The organism is Corynebacterium gottingense, assembly GCF_007559235.1.
Lineage (GTDB): Bacteria > Actinomycetota > Actinomycetes > Mycobacteriales > Mycobacteriaceae > Corynebacterium > Corynebacterium gottingense.
This window is the reverse complement of the sequence record NZ_VMHH01000001.1, coordinates 62,521-76,638: the sequence shown is the minus strand read 5'-3', so window position 1 is coordinate 76,638 and position 14,118 is coordinate 62,521. Positions and strand designations below refer to the sequence as shown.

Below are 14,118 nucleotides of genomic sequence, written 5' to 3'. Positions count from 1 at the left end.
GGGGAATGGTCTGTGTCGCTGCTGCTCGTCGTGCACATCATCATCCTGTTCGGCGCCATTGTGCTGGGCGCGCGGATGGGGTCCATTGCTATCGGTTTTGCTGGCGGGCTCGGGGTGCTGCTCCTCGGCGCGACCGGCATCCCGGTGAGCGCGGAAGCGATCCCGTTCGACGTCATCGGCATCATCATGTGCGTGATCGCGGCGATCTCCGCCATGCAGCTCGCCGGCGGAATGGACTACCTGGTGTACCTGGCGGAGAAGTTCCTGCGCAGTAACCCGAAGCGGGTGACCGTGTACGCGCCTGTGGTCACCTGGCTGATGACGGTGCTGGCGGGCACCGGCCACACCGCCTTCTCCACACTCCCCGTGATCGTTGAGGTGGCGAAGGAGGGCAAGGTGCGTCCGTCGCGGCCGCTTTCTGTCGCGGTCATTGCCTCACAGATGGCTATTGTGGCCTCGCCGATCTCCGCGGCCGTCGTGTTCATGGCCTCTATCCTGGAGGATCACGGGGTGGGCTACCTGCAACTGCTCGCGGTGATGCTCCCGGCGACGCTGCTGGCCATCTTCCCCACGGCGTGGCTGGCCAATCGCCTGGGCAAGGATCTCGGGGACGACCCCGTGTACCAGCAGCGTGTGGCTGACGGGCTCGTCGCGCAGCCGCAGGCGTCCGCGGAGTTCGCACCGAAGGCGGGCGCGAGAACCTCGGTGGGCATCTTCGTCGCCGCGATCCTCATCGTGATGGCCTACGCCACGTTGATTTCGGACCAGATCGGGCTCATCCCGAACCCGACGGTGCCACGCAACGAGGCCATCATGGCGATCATGCTGTCGGCCGCCGCCATCATCCTCTGGGTGACCAAGCACGCAGCGGCCGAGGTGCTCACCACCCAGGTGTTCCGCTCCGGGATGTCCGCCTGCGTGTGCGTCCTGGGCGTGGCGTGGCTCGGCACGACATTTATCAACTACTACATCGACGACATCCAGGCGGTCGCCGGCACCGTGCTGCAGGCGCAGCCGTGGCTGCTGGCCGTGGTCCTCTTCTTCGCCGCGTGCCTGCTGTACTCGCAGGCGGCAACGGCGAAGGCGCTCATGCCGGCAGCGCTCGCCATCGGAGTGAGCCCGCTCACCGCCGTCGCCGCCTTCCCGGCGGTCTCGGCGCTGTTCGTGCTGCCGACCTACCCGACGCTGCTCGCGGCGGTGGAAATGGATGACACCGGCAGTACCCGCATCGGCAAATATGTTTTTGACCACCCGTTTATCGCCCCCGGCGTCGTCTGCATCTCTACGGCGATCCTGCTGGGGTACGGCATCGGCGTCCTCGTGCTCTAACAGCGCATCGCACGGGGGTGGCGCCCCAGGCACCGGGTACTGTGGTGGTATGTCAGACACCACAGCAACGCAATCTGCGTCCCAAAACCACACCCCGAAATCCGACGTTGAGATCGCACAGGCGCACCAACTCGCGCCCATCTCGGACATTGCGGCGAAGGCCGGCGTTTCGGCCGACGCGCTCATCCCGTACGGCACGCACATGGCCAAGGTTGACGTGACCAAGCACCCGGGTCAGCCGAAAGCGAAGCTTGTCCTGGTCACCGGCGTGTCCCCAACCCCCGCCGGGGAGGGCAAGTCAACGGTGCTCATCGGGCTTACCGACGCCCTCTCGCTCCTCGGCCACAACGCCATGGTCGCGCTGCGCGAGCCCTCCCTCGGCCCCGTCATGGGGATCAAGGGCGGCGCGGCCGGTGGCGGCTACGCACAGGTCGTGCCGATGGAGGACATCAACCTCCACTTCACCGGTGACTTCCACGCCATCACCTCGGCCAACAACACGCTCGCGGCGCTGATTGATAACCACATCCACCAGGGCAACGAGCTGGGCATCGACCCACGCCGCGTCACTTGGCAGCGCTGCCTGGACGTCAACGACCGCTCCCTGCGTAACGTGGTCACCGGCCTCGGCGGGCCGACCAGCGGTGTTCCGGCGCAGACCGGGTTCACCATCACCGCCGCCTCGGAGATCATGGCTATCCTCGGCCTGGCCACGGACCTGCAGGACCTCAAGCGGCGCCTGGCCAACATCACCATCGGCCTCACCTACGACCAGAAGCCGGTCACCGCGGGCGACCTCGGCGCGGAAGGGGCGATGGCAGCACTGCTCAAGCAGGCGATTCACCCGAACCTGGTACAGACCCTCGGCGGCACGCCCGCGTTTATCCACGGCGGCCCCTTTGCCAACATCGCGCACGGCTGCAACACGCTGCTGGCCACCCGCACCGCGATGCAGTACGCGGACATCGTGCTCACGGAGGCCGGCTTCGGCTCCGACCTGGGCGCGGAGAAGTTCTTTGACATCAAGGCACGCTACGGCGACCTGGACGTCGCCGGTGCAGTCGTCGTCGCCACCGTTCGCTCGATCAAGTACAACGCCGGCATCGCGCGCGAGGAACTCAAGCAGGAAAACGTCGATGCGCTGGAGCAGGGGATTGCGAACCTGGAGCGCCACGTGGACAACATCCGCAAGTTCGGCGTGACCCCGGTGGTCGCCCTCAACCGCTTCGACACGGACACGCCGGCGGAGCTTAAGTGGGTCCGCGACTGGGCTGAGCGCACCGGCGTGGCCATCGCGGAGGCCGACGTGTGGGCTAAGGGTGGCGAGGGGGCCACGGAGCTGGCGACCACGCTGCTGGACAACCTGACCGAGGGCACGTCAACGCAGCTCTACGACCCGGCCAACGGTATTGAGGCCTCCATCGAGACCATCGCGCGCGAGATCTACCGTGCAGACGACGTCCAGTACTCGACGGCTGCTCTGCGCGACCTCAAGATGCTCAAGGACAACGGCTTTGACACGCTGCCGGTGTGTGTATCGAAGACGCAGTACTCATTCTCGGACGACCCGCAGCAGCTCGGCGCCCCGGAGGGACACACGCTGCACGTGCGCAACCTCATCCCGCGCACCGGTGCCGGGTTCGTCGTCGCGCTGACCGGCGACGTCATGACCATGCCCGGCCTGCCTAAGAAGCCGGCGGCGAACAACATCGACGTCGACGGCGAGGGCCGCGTCTCCGGGCTGTTCTAGTCCTCTGGCGAGGTGGTGCCGTCCGCCGCGGAGCCCGGCCAGCCCGGGTACTCCGGCGGCGTCCCGCCGAACTCGGGGCACAGGTCCTGGAACGCGCACCAGCCGCACAGCTTGGACTTCTTCGGCCGGAAGTGCCCCTCCTTCCCGTCCGCCTCGATCTTCGCCCACAAGTCCGCGAGGTCGCGCTCGAAGTACTCCAGCTCCTCGCGCGACGGGGTGAGGATCATCGAGTCCATAACCTTGAGGTACATCAGCCGCAGCTGGGTGGGGATGGTCTGGAACAGCCGCCAGTACACGAGCGCGTAAAACCGCATCTGGAACTGCGCGTCCTGCGAGTAGCGGGGCAGTGGTTTCTTCCCGGTCTTATAGTCCACCACGCGAACCTCGCCCGTGGGCGCGATGTCCACACGGTCGATGAACCCGCGCACGGGCACCCCATTGGGCAGGACGGTGTTCACGTACATTTCCTGCTCGTGCGCGTCGAAACCGAGCGGATTTTCCATGTGGAAGTACCCGCGAAGCAGCTCGCGTGCGGCTTGGAAGAGCGCCAGTTCGTTGTCAATCGGCTCCGCGCAGCTCGGGTCCTTCTCGCACATTTCCTCCCACGCCGGCTTGATGCGCTTGACGGCGGCCGGGAACGTGCGCTCCGCACGCGGCCAACCGAACATTTCCTCGAGCACCGCGTGCACCAATGTGCCTTTGACCTGCGCTTCCGTGGTCGGCTCCGGAATCTTGTCAATGGTGCGCAGCCGGTATTGCAGCGGGCAGCGCTGGTAGTCGGAGGCGCGGGACGGGGAAAGTGCGAGCGGTCGTGGAGTCATCGTGTCCCACATCTTAGAGTGGAGGTATGCACGCTCGCTTCATCGACTTCCTCCACACCAGCCCCAGCGCCTTCCACGCCGCGCACAACGTCGCGCAGGCACTCACCGCGCAGGGCTTTTCGCTTATCGACGCCACGTCGCCCGCTCCCTCCGCCCCGGCCGCACCCGGCGGACACGTCCTGGTCGACGGCGGTGCCGTGATCGCGTGGTGGGTCCCCGAGCGCCCGCGACCGCGCTTCCGCATCGTCGGCTCCCACACGGACTCGCCGGGCCTGATGGCCAAACCGCAGCCGGACTTCCAGCGCGAGGGCCTGCGCCAGGTGGCGGTGGAGGTGTACGGCGGACCAATCCTGCAGACGTGGCTGGACCGAGACCTGCGCTTTGCCGGGCGGGTGGTCACCGATGACGGCGCGCAGCACCTCGTGGATACCGGCGCCGTCGCCCGCGTGCCCAACCTGGCAATCCACCTCTACCGCGCCGACGCGCCCACGGTGGAGCGCCAGGCGCACACACCGCCCGTCCTCGGCGTCAACCAACCGCTCATGGAGCTCGTCGGTGAGGCGGCCGGCGTGGACCCGCAGCGCATCGTGGCCCACGAGCTCATCACCGCCGACGCGCAGCGCGGCGAGCTGCTCGGGGACTTGCTCGCCGCCGGGCGCCTGGACAACCTTTCCAGCGTGTGGGCGTCGCTCGAGGCGTTGCTGGCCGCGAAGGACACCGCCCAGGACATCTTGGTGCTCGCCGCATTCAACCACGAGGAGGTCGGCTCCGCATCGACCACCGGTGCCGGCGGCCCGCTCCTCGAGCGCGTGCTGACCCGCATCGCCCGTGAGCTCGGCGAACCCTTCGACGTGTTCGCTGAATCGTTCCAGGTCTCCGCGGATGCGGCGCACGCCGTCCACCCGAACTACCCGGAGAAGCACGACCCGACGCACCGGCCGCGCCTCAACGGGGGGCCGGTGCTCAAGATCAACGCGAATCAGCGCTACGCCTCGGACGCGGTCACCGAGGCGGAGTGGCTCCGCGCCTGCCGCGCGGCCGAGGTGCCCTCGCAAACCTTCGTGGGCAACAACAGCGTGCCCTGCGGATCCACGATCGGGCCGATCTCATCGACGCGCATGGGCATCCGCACCGTCGACGTGGGAGTGCCGCTGCTGTCGATGCACTCGGCGCGCGAGTTGTGCGGCGCGCGCGACATGGAGTACTTCGTCCGCGCGCTCACCGCGTTTTACGGTGCGCGAGCCGAGTAGGGCATACTTAGGCGCATGTATTCAGGCCCGTTCCAAGCAGGAGACAAAGTCCAGCTCACCGACGCGAAACGCCGTCATTTTACGATCCAATTGGTCGAGGGCGGCCAGTTCCACACGCACAAGGGCATCGTCATGCACGATGACATCATCGGCGCGGACGAAGGCTCGGTGGTCAAATCCACGCTGGGCAGTGACTACCTGTGCTTCCGCCACCTCCTGGTCGACCACGTGCTGTCCATGCCGCGCGGCGCCGCGGTGATTTATCCCAAAGACGCCGCGCAGATCCTGGTGGAGGGCGACATCTTTATGGGCGCGCGCGTGCTGGAGGCGGGCGCGGGCTCCGGCGCGCTGACCATGTCGCTGTTGCGCGCGGTCGGGCCCGAGGGCCGCGTGTTCTCCTACGAAATCCGCGACGATCACCTCGCCTTTGCCAAGGACAACGTGGCCGATTACTTTAACGGCACCCCGGAGTGGTGGACCCCGCGCTTAGGCGACTTCGGCGAGATCACCACCGAGGACCTCGACGGCCCGGTCGACCGCGTCATCCTGGACATGGTCGAGCCCTGGCACTTCATCGACACGGTGAAAAACGTGCTCATCCCCGGCGGTGTGTTCATGACGTACGTGGCCACCGTGCCGCAGCTGATGAACATTATGGAAGCGATCCGCGAGGCGAAGTGCTTCACCGAGCCGCGCGCCTGGGAGACGCTGCTGCGTGAGTGGAAGGTGGAGGGCCTGGCCACCCGCCCGGAGCACCGCATGAACGCGCACACGGCATTTCTCGTGTGGACCCGCAGGCTTGCCGACGGCGTCACGCCGCCGCGCCCGCAACGCCGGGCACGCAAGTAGCTGTTACCCGCACCCACTAGTGTGGTGGGTATGGCTGGCAACACAATCAACGACGACGCATTCGGCCCGGAGCTGCGAGAGCTCAAACGCGAGAATCAGGCGATGAGTTCGCGGAACACAAAGCTGGCGGAGCTGCTTAAAGCGAGCCGCGACAAGCTCAACGACCTGTATGCGCAGGTAGAAGCACTCGGCGAGCCGGCGTCGACGTATGGGGTGTTCCTCGAGGGATCCCCGCGCGGCCACGAGGCCGAGGTGTTTACCTCCGGACGCCGCATGCGCGTCAAGGTCGCGCCGACCGTCTCGCCGGACGCGCTGCGCCCGGGCACGCTGGTCCGCCTGGGCGACGGCGCCATCGTCGTTGAGTCCTGCGGGTACGAGGCCGTCGGCCAGCTCGCCACCCTGTCCGAGAAGATTGGCACGGAGCGCGCCATCATTGCGGACCAACAGGGTGCCGAGCACCTGGTCTACCTCGCGCAGCCACTCCGGGAGCACGCACGCGCAGGCGATACGGTCCTGGTGGACACCCGCGCCGGGTACGCCTTCGAGCGCATCCCTAAGACCCAGGTCAACCAGCTTTCCCTCGACGAGGTTCCGGACGTCACCTACGCCGACATCGGCGGACTGAGCTCGCAGATTGAGATGATCCAGGACTCGGTCGAGCTCCCGTTCTCGCACCCGGACCTCTATCGAGAGTTCGACCTCACCCCGCCGAAGGGGCTTCTACTCTACGGTCCGCCCGGGTGCGGCAAAACGCTGATTGCCAAGGCCGTGGCCAACTCGCTGTCTCAGCGCATCGGCGACGGGGGACAGGCCCACTTCATCAACGTCAAGGGCCCCGAGCTGCTGAACAAGTTCGTCGGTGAGACCGAGCGACGCATCCGGCTTATCTTCGAGCGCGCCCGCGAGCTGGCCGAGGGTGGCCGCCCCGTCATCGTGTTTTTCGACGAGATGGAGTCCATCTTCCGCACCCGCGGCTCCGGGGTCAGCTCCGACATGGAAACCACCGTGGTGCCGCAGCTGCTTACCGAAATCGACGGCGTCGAGGGCATCGCCAATGTCATCGTCATCGGCGCAACCAACCGCGAGGAGCTCATCGACCCCGCCATCCTGCGCCCCGGCCGCCTGGACATCAAGGTGCGCGTCTCGCGCCCAAACCGCGCGGAGGCCGAAGACATCCTCGCCCGCTACATCACGCCCGACATCCCGCTCGCTGCGGCACCCGAGGAGCTCATTGCCGCGGCCGCCGACGCCATGTTCGCCCCGCGTCCGTTCGTGCGCTTGGAGCTTGTCGACGGCACGTCGCAGCTCCTCCACTATTCCGACTTCATCTCCGGCGCGATGATCGCCAACGTGGTGGACCGCGCGAAGAAGCTGGCGATTAAGGACTGGATCGGGGCGGTGGGCGTCGATAAGCAGCTCGGCGGGATGCAGAAGGGGATTACCGCGGAACATCTCCGGGCGGCCGTGCGCGCTGAGCAGGACGAGAGCGAAGATATGCCGAACACGGCGAACCCCGATGAGTGGGCGCGCATCTCCGGCCGGCAGGGCAAGCGAGTGGTGGCCGCGGAGGTCGTCGGGTAGCAATCGAGCGAAACGCCCAAAAGTGTGCGCGGTATCACTTATACTCACCCATATTCCGTTATGCGGAATTTCATCCCACAGAGTGAGTAGGAGTTCGCCATGAATACACAGGAAGATCGCTCGGCGCGGTCGCGGTGGCCAAGCTCCTGGGCCTGAGCGCTGCGCTTGCGGTGGGGCTGCTCATGCTGGGCTCGGTTCCCGGCGGCACCTCCTCGAACGTGATCGCGTATCTGGCCAAGAGAGATGTCGCGCTGTCCGTGGCGATGACGAGCGTTTCCACGCTGCTCGCCCCGATCATGACCCCGGTTATCATGCTGCTGCTCGCCGGCACTGACGTGGCGGTGGACGGCGCGGGGATGGCCTGGTCGCTCGCGCAGACCGTGCTCATCCCGGTGATCGGCGGGATCGCGCTGCGCTACGCGCTCGATGCGTGGATGGGCAAGATCGCTCCGGTGCTGCCGTGGATCTCCATCCTGGGCATTGGCGGCGTGGTCTTCCCAACCGTGGCGAAGAACCACGAGGCGCTCATCGAGGTCGGGCTGCTCGTGTTCGCGGCGGTGCTGCTGCACAACGCGCTCGGCTACCTGCTGGGCTACTTCACGGCGAAGGTGACAGGGCAGCCAGCGAGCTACCGCCGGACGGTGGCGATCGAGGTGGGCACGCAGTCGGCGGGTCTTGCAAGTGGCATGGCCAGCAAGTTCTTCTCCCCGGAGGCGGCGCTGCCCGGCGCGGTCGCCGCGGTGCTACACAACATCACCGGCGCGATCTACGCCTGGGCAGTACGCCGGAAGGCGGGGGCACCTGCCGGCGAGCCCCCGCGTCGCGCTGCGGTCGCGGCCGCAGCTGGCTAGGTCAGGCCGTCTTTCCCGGGTGGATGGCCTCGAGCGCGTACTCGAAGTCCTCATCCGTCAGGTGCGAAAAGCTCAGGACAAGCCCATCCCCACCACCCGACCACAGGCTGGACTCGTGGCCGCACTCCACGCCGCTGGCGGCAAGCTGGTCCTCGAACTGTTGCCGCAGCGCAACGGTGGGAAACTCGGCGGTAACGTCCGCGCCGCCTGCTTCCGGCACGGTCACCCGCGCGCCGCGCGCCTCCAGGGCGGGGACCACCGCGGCGGCAACGGCTTTGCGCCGTCGCGCGAGCCGATTGTGTGCTGCACGCGCGTTTCGGCGCACGTACCCGCGGTCGAGGAGGTGCGCGATGGCGCGCTGCGTCACCGTGGCCACAGGCATTCCCAGGAGCTCTCGGGTCTCTCGCAGCGCGGGAGCAAGCGTGGGGGAGGCCACGACATACCCCGCGGCGAGCTCGCGGGAGAGGAGCGTGGAGAACGTGCCGAGCGTGAGCACGTCGGCGCCCGGTGATAGCGCCGCGAGCGGAGGCTGTGGCGAGATGAGGTAGCGCAGCTCGGTGTTGAAGTCGTCCTCGATGAGCACGGCGCCGGTCCGCGTTGCCCAGTTGAGCAGGGAGGAGCGGCGCGAGGCGCTCATCGCACCGCCAAAAGGGTACAGGTGGGACGGAGTGACCAAGAGCGCGTTGAGGCGGTCTGAAAGCTCGCCCACGACCACCCCGCCGGGATCGGTGGTGCAGGGGACCACCTCGTGTCCGCTGAGGGGGATCACGCGACGCAGGCCGGGGTGGCCCGGGTCTTCAACGCCCACGCGCAGCCGCGACCCCAGTGTGTACAGGATGAGCTGCAGCCCTTCGCGCGATCCTCCAGTGACCACCACGTGTGCGGGGTCGACCTGTATGCCACGCGCGAGGCGCAGGTGCTCGGCGATGGCGGCTCTGAGTTCTGGTTCTCCGGTCTTATCCAGGCTGGCACCGTCCGCGTTAAGGGCGTCCCTCCAGGCCTTGCGCCACGCGGCCGGGCGCACTGCGCCGGCGCTGCCCGCGGACGGCCGCAACGACACCCGAGGGCGGGGTGTCGTCCTTGGGCGCGTGTCGCGCTGCGGCTCCTGCGCCGGTGGCGCAAGCGTGAGCGCCGGGTGGATCCGAGTCGGTGCGCCCTGTGCAGCGAGAAGGAAGCCCTCACTGATGAGTTGGTCGTAGGCGGTAACGACCGTGCCACGGGAGACGCCGAGCTGGCGGGCGAGTGCGCGTGTGCTGGAGACCGTGTCTCCGGGCTGCAGCGTGCCATTGGTGACCGCGAGCCGAATCTGCTGTGCGATCTGCGTGGGCAAGGGGATGGGCAGCTCGGGGGAGATGCTGAGGAGCACATGATCACCAACTGGTACAAGGAATGAAAATGATACTGGACCTTGGAATCTACCAGTTGTGCTCAGACAATGGAGCACTATGACAGATTTCACCAAGTTTGCAGAACTCACCAACTCGTTCAAGGGCGGCGTGATCATGGACGTCGTCACGCCGGAGCAGGCGAAGATCGCCGAAGCGGCCGGTGCCGTGGCCGTCATGGCGCTCGAGCGCGTACCCGCGGACATCCGCGCTGAGGGCGGCGTCGCCCGCATGTCCGACCCCGACCTCATCGAGGGCATTCTGAACGCCGTAAACATCCCGGTGATGGCGAAGGCCCGCATCGGTCACACCATGGAGGCGCGCGTCCTCGAGCACCTGGGCATCCACTACATCGATGAGTCCGAGGTGCTCAGCCCCGCCGATTACGCCCACCACGTGGACAAGCGCGCCTTCGACGTTCCCTTCGTCTGCGGCGCTACCAACCTCGGCGAGGCGCTGCGCCGCGTCAACGAGGGCGCCGCGATGATCCGCTCCAAGGGCGAGGCCGGCACTGGTGACGTCTCCGAAGCCACGAAGCACATGCGCGCCATCCGCAGCGAGATCGCAGCGCTGCAAGCCACCTACAACGCCAACCGCGACGAGCTCTACGTCGCCGCTAAGGAGCTGCAGGCACCCTACGAGCTGGTCTGCTACGTCGCGGAACACGGCAAGCTGCCGGTGCCGCTGTTTACCGCCGGCGGCGTGGCAACGCCTGCCGACGCCGCGCTGATGATGGAGCTCGGCGCCGACGGCGTCTTCGTCGGCTCCGGCATCTTCAAGTCCGGGAACCCGGAGGCACGCGCCAAGGCAGTGGTCAAGGCCGTGCGCAACTGGGACGACATCGCCGTCGTCACCGAGGCGTCCCGCGGCCTGGGCGAGGCGATGGTGGGCATCAACGTTGCTGACCTGCCCGCACCGCACCGCCTGGCAGAGCGCGGCTGGTAGCGCACGCCCCGCTCGTCGCGGAACTGAGGTAACGAGGAAAGCCGGCCCCGAGGGGCCGGCTTTGTGGTTGGGATGGGGACGCGGTGGCGTCGTGAAGCGAGGCGCGCTAGCGCACGTCGACGAACTTCTTCAGCACCCAGCGACGAATCGAGATCAACACTACGCCAAGCACAATGGTGATCACCGACAGCGTAATGAAGAACGTCCGCTCGGCGGAGGCATCATCAGGGTTGTACAGCGAGCCGAGCACGCCAGATAGCGCCGTGCCCATAGACAGCGACATCAACCAGGCAGCAAACAGCCGAGATTTAAACGCCTCAGGTGCTACCTTCGTTGCCAGCGAGTTGCCCACAGGAGACAACAGCAGCTCGCCCATCGTGAACATAAAGAGGATAATCACCAAGACCAGCAGCGGCGTCGACTTCGGACCACCACCCGCGTACGGCAGGAAGAAGAAGAGCGCGCTACCTGTAACCAAGTTTGCCACACCAAACTTCACCGCAGATGACCACTGGCGCTGCCCCAGCGCAGTCCACATGGCTGCAAAGATGGGGGAGAAGACCACGATGAAGAAAGGGTTAAACGCCTGTACCTGGGCCGGCGTGAGCTCCCACATCAAGAAATTCAGGTTAGCGCGCTGATCGGAGTAGACCGCGACCACAGTGAATTGGGATTGAAAGATCGCGAAAAACGCCACAGAACCAAACAGGAGCGGAATGTAGCCGGTTAGACGCGACTTCTCAGCAGGGGTAACTTCATCAGAGTGGAACATTTCCCACAACAGGTAAATCGTGGCGATAAGAGCGATAGCAAACACGATCCACGACAGCGATCCGAGCGGAACAATGCCGGTGACCAGCAGCGCGACTACGACAACAACGACAGCAATTGCACCAATCGCCCACACACCACGCCGCTCGCGCGGCAGTGGATTTGGAACTTCAGATCCGACAGCGCCGATGGAAGACTTCCGCATAATGATGTACTGCGTCAGTCCCATTGCCATTCCGATCGCGGCAAGCCCAAAGCCCCAGTGGAAACCGGCCTTGCCCCACACTAGGCCAGTCAACGCCGGGCCAAATAGGGAACCAATATTGACCGACATGTAGAAGATGGAGAAGCCAGCGTCTCGGCGGGGATCCTCACGCGAGTACAAATCGCCGAGCACCACCTGCGAGGACGTTTTGACTCCACCGGAGCCTATACCGATGCACACCAAGCCAGTGGCAAGGCCTAGACCGCCAGGCACAAGGGCGAGGACGATGTGTCCGACCATCACCAGGATCGCGGAGTAGAACAGTGTGCGCTCCGCGCCAAGCAACCGGTCACCCACAAACGAGGCGACCAGCGCCATCATGTAGACGAAGCCACCGTAGGCGCCCACGAGGTTAAGCGCCGTGGTCTGGTCAATGCCCAGACCACCTTCAGTGGTGGAGTAGTACATGTAGAAGGCCAGGAGGGCCTGCATGCCGTAGAAGCTGAAGCGCTCCCACAGCTCAATGCCGAAGAGGTTAGCGAGTCCCCAGGGCTGACCGAAGAATTTACGTTCCTTCGGCACTACACCTGGGTCGCTTGCGAGGGTCTCAGAACTCATGTAAATAAAATACGCCAGTATGCATTTTTCACACAAATAGGCATACCAACGAGTACGGTAGTTCAGTATGACACGTTACATGGGGACCGAGACCGAGTACGGGATCACGACCCCGGACGACCCGTCGATAAGCCCGCTGCTCACTTCGACGCACGCGGTGGTGGCGTATGCCGCGATGAATACGGCCGCCCGCTCCCGCTGGGACTACGAGGAGGAAGCACCGCTCAAAGACACCCGCGGGTTCGATCTGCAGCGCTACCGCACGGTTCCCGTGGTGGACCCGAACGCGATGGGCGTGGCCAACGTGGTGACCACCAACGGCGCGCGCTACTACGTCGACCACGGCCACCCCGAGTACTCCTCGCCGGAGGTGTCCAACGCATGGGACGCGATGATCTATGACGCTGCCGGGGACTACGTCCTCAACAAGGCCGCGGCGGACATCCGCGAGCTGTGGGAGCAGCAGGTCAGCGTGCTGGACAAGACCGCGCCGTGCCCGCCGCTGAAGTTTTACAAAAACAACGTTGATGGCAAAGGCCAGTCCTACGGCAGCCACGAGAACTATCAGTACTCCCGCCAGACCGACTTCTCGCGGCTCACCCAGGCGCTCGTCCCGTTCTTTGTCACCCGCCAGGTCATCATCGGCGCAGGCCGCGTGGGCATTGGCCAGGAATCCGAGCGCGACGGCTTCCAGATCTCGCAGCGCGCGGACTACTTCGAGCAGGAAGTCTCGCTGGAAACCACGCTCAACCGCGGCATCGTGAACACGCGCGACGAACCGCACGCACTGGCCACCAAGTTCCGCCGCCTGCACGTCATCGTTGGCGATGCGAACATGAGCCAGTTCTCCAACTTCCTCAAGCTGGGGATGACCAAGCTCGTGCTCGACTGCATCGAGGCTGACGTCGACTTCAGCGACCTGCGGCTCACCAACGCCGTTGACGAGATCAAGCAGGTCTCCCACGACCCAACGTGCACGCATCGCCTGTTGCTTGCCGACGGGCGCCGGCTCACCGCAATCGACCTCCTGCGCGAGTACCGCGACCGTGCCGCAGCGCTCCCGGACCTGGACGAGGTCGATGCAAAGGTCCTGCGCCTGTGGGGCGAGGTGCTCGACGACCTCGAGCGCGACCCGCTGTCTACCGCAGACCGCCTGGATTGGACGGCGAAGTGGGCCCTCATCAGCCGGTACCTGGAGCGCGGCGTGCCCATCTCGGACCCGAAGCTCAAGCTGATAGACATCCAATACGCCGACATTGACCCCGCGAAGTCGCTGTACCACGCCCTCGTGCGCAAGGGACAGATGCGCACGCTCGTGGGCGAGGAAGCAATCCGCCGAGCCGTGACCGTGCCGCCGGAGGACTCACGGGCGTGGTTCCGCGGCAAGGTGAGCGAGAAGTTCGGCGAGAACATCATCGCGTCAAGCTGGCAGTCCGTCCTCTTTGCGGTGGGCGGCCAGCCGTTCCGGTTCGCCATGGACGAGGTCGACGGTTTGACCAAGGCGGAGGTCGGCGGGCTTATCGAGCGCGCCGACACCGTCGAATCGCTACTGAAAGGATTAGAATCGCATCATGTCTAAGCAGCAGTTTGTACAAGGCGGCAACCACGGCGACGACGGCGCGGACGAGGGCGCCGTTGATGCCGGGCAGGCCCAGCTGAATACCTCTGGCACCGACGACATCCTCGACGAGATTGACGCCCTGCTGGACACCAACGCCGAGGAGTTCGTGCGCTCGTTCGTGCAGAAGGGCGGGCAGTAACCC

The 14,118-nt window shown here is 65.7% G+C and carries 11 protein-coding genes and 1 pseudogene; 9 read left to right on the top strand and 3 right to left on the bottom strand.

What is annotated here, in order from left to right; all coding sequences use genetic code 11:
* Positions 1-21: 21 nt before the first annotated feature.
* Both FPH17_RS00360 and FPH17_RS00355 read left to right on the top strand, forming a co-directional pair.
* On the top strand, positions 22-1,329 hold the full coding sequence (locus FPH17_RS00360; RefSeq protein WP_154878567.1) for an anaerobic C4-dicarboxylate transporter: 1,308 nt from the start codon (positions 22-24) through the stop codon (positions 1,327-1,329).
* A gap of 49 nt (positions 1,330-1,378) precedes the next feature.
* Complete coding sequence (locus FPH17_RS00355; RefSeq protein ID WP_154878264.1) at positions 1,379-3,079, top strand: formate--tetrahydrofolate ligase; 1,701 nt, start codon at positions 1,379-1,381, stop codon at positions 3,077-3,079.
* Here the strand turns inward: FPH17_RS00355 and FPH17_RS00350 are convergent.
* Complete coding sequence (locus tag FPH17_RS00350) at positions 3,076-3,900, bottom strand: RecB family exonuclease (RefSeq protein WP_414437229.1); 825 nt, start codon at positions 3,898-3,900, stop codon at positions 3,076-3,078. The two genes, FPH17_RS00355 and FPH17_RS00350, sit on opposite strands and share 4 nt — an antisense overlap.
* Before the next feature lie 26 nt (positions 3,901-3,926).
* Here FPH17_RS00350 and FPH17_RS00345 point away from each other — a divergent pair, with 26 nt between their 5' ends.
* The 4 genes and pseudogenes from FPH17_RS00345 to FPH17_RS00330 form a co-directional block, all read left to right on the top strand.
* The gene (locus FPH17_RS00345) at positions 3,927-5,150 is read left to right on the top strand and encodes a M18 family aminopeptidase (RefSeq protein WP_154878262.1); all 1,224 of its coding nucleotides are present in this window, start codon (positions 3,927-3,929) and stop codon (positions 5,148-5,150) included.
* A 15-nt stretch (positions 5,151-5,165) separates the two neighbouring features.
* Entirely contained in the window at positions 5,166-5,999 is an 834-nt protein-coding gene (locus FPH17_RS00340; protein ID WP_095276590.1) for a tRNA (adenine-N1)-methyltransferase, read from the top strand.
* Positions 6,000-6,029: 30 nt separating this feature from the next.
* Positions 6,030-7,580, top strand: coding sequence for a proteasome ATPase (arc, locus tag FPH17_RS00335; RefSeq protein WP_154878261.1), 1,551 nt, complete (start codon positions 6,030-6,032; stop codon positions 7,578-7,580).
* Positions 7,581-7,699: 119 nt separating this feature from the next.
* Positions 7,700-8,431 (top strand): annotated as a pseudogene (locus FPH17_RS00330) (bile acid:sodium symporter family protein); the annotation flags it as partial.
* A gap of 1 nt (position 8,432) precedes the next feature.
* On the opposite strand, the gene pdxR reads toward FPH17_RS00330, so the two are convergent.
* Positions 8,433-9,797 (bottom strand): MocR-like pyridoxine biosynthesis transcription factor PdxR, encoded by a 1,365-nt coding sequence (gene pdxR / locus FPH17_RS00325; RefSeq protein ID WP_154878259.1) that lies wholly within the window; start codon positions 9,795-9,797, stop codon positions 8,433-8,435.
* Between the two features lie 79 nt (positions 9,798-9,876).
* On the opposite strand from pdxR, the gene pdxS reads away from it, so the two are divergent.
* Positions 9,877-10,761, top strand: coding sequence for a pyridoxal 5'-phosphate synthase lyase subunit PdxS (pdxS, locus tag FPH17_RS00320; protein WP_095536145.1), 885 nt, complete (start codon positions 9,877-9,879; stop codon positions 10,759-10,761).
* Between the two features lie 106 nt (positions 10,762-10,867).
* Here pdxS and FPH17_RS00315 read toward each other — a convergent pair whose 3' ends face one another.
* Complete coding sequence (locus FPH17_RS00315; protein WP_154878258.1) at positions 10,868-12,355, bottom strand: peptide MFS transporter; 1,488 nt, start codon at positions 12,353-12,355, stop codon at positions 10,868-10,870.
* A gap of 67 nt (positions 12,356-12,422) precedes the next feature.
* On the opposite strand from FPH17_RS00315, the gene dop reads away from it, so the two are divergent.
* Positions 12,423-13,934, top strand: a complete 1,512-nt coding sequence (gene dop / locus FPH17_RS00310; protein WP_154878257.1) for a depupylase/deamidase Dop — start codon at positions 12,423-12,425, stop codon at positions 13,932-13,934.
* Positions 13,927-14,115 (top strand): ubiquitin-like protein Pup, encoded by a 189-nt coding sequence (locus FPH17_RS00305; RefSeq protein WP_154878256.1) that lies wholly within the window; start codon positions 13,927-13,929, stop codon positions 14,113-14,115. Before dop ends, FPH17_RS00305 begins: the two co-directional genes overlap by 8 nt.
* Positions 14,116-14,118: the final 3 nt, after the last annotated feature.

Excerpts from the sequence above, each read along its gene's own strand:
- FPH17_RS00355 (WP_154878264.1), top strand. The coding sequence starts at position 1,379 with ATGTCAGACACCACAGCAACGCAATCTGCGTCCCAAAACCACACCCCG.
- FPH17_RS00350 (WP_414437229.1), bottom strand. The coding sequence starts at position 3,900 with ATGACTCCACGACCGCTCGCACTTTCCCCGTCCCGCGCCTCCGACTAC.
- FPH17_RS00345 (WP_154878262.1), top strand. The coding sequence starts at position 3,927 with ATGCACGCTCGCTTCATCGACTTCCTCCACACCAGCCCCAGCGCCTTC.
- FPH17_RS00340 (WP_095276590.1), top strand. The coding sequence starts at position 5,166 with ATGTATTCAGGCCCGTTCCAAGCAGGAGACAAAGTCCAGCTCACCGAC.
- arc (WP_154878261.1), top strand. The coding sequence starts at position 6,030 with ATGGCTGGCAACACAATCAACGACGACGCATTCGGCCCGGAGCTGCGA.
- pdxS (WP_095536145.1), top strand. The coding sequence starts at position 9,877 with ATGACAGATTTCACCAAGTTTGCAGAACTCACCAACTCGTTCAAGGGC.
- FPH17_RS00315 (WP_154878258.1), bottom strand. The coding sequence starts at position 12,355 with ATGAGTTCTGAGACCCTCGCAAGCGACCCAGGTGTAGTGCCGAAGGAA.
- dop (WP_154878257.1), top strand. The coding sequence starts at position 12,423 with ATGACACGTTACATGGGGACCGAGACCGAGTACGGGATCACGACCCCG.
- FPH17_RS00305 (WP_154878256.1), top strand. The coding sequence starts at position 13,927 with ATGTCTAAGCAGCAGTTTGTACAAGGCGGCAACCACGGCGACGACGGC.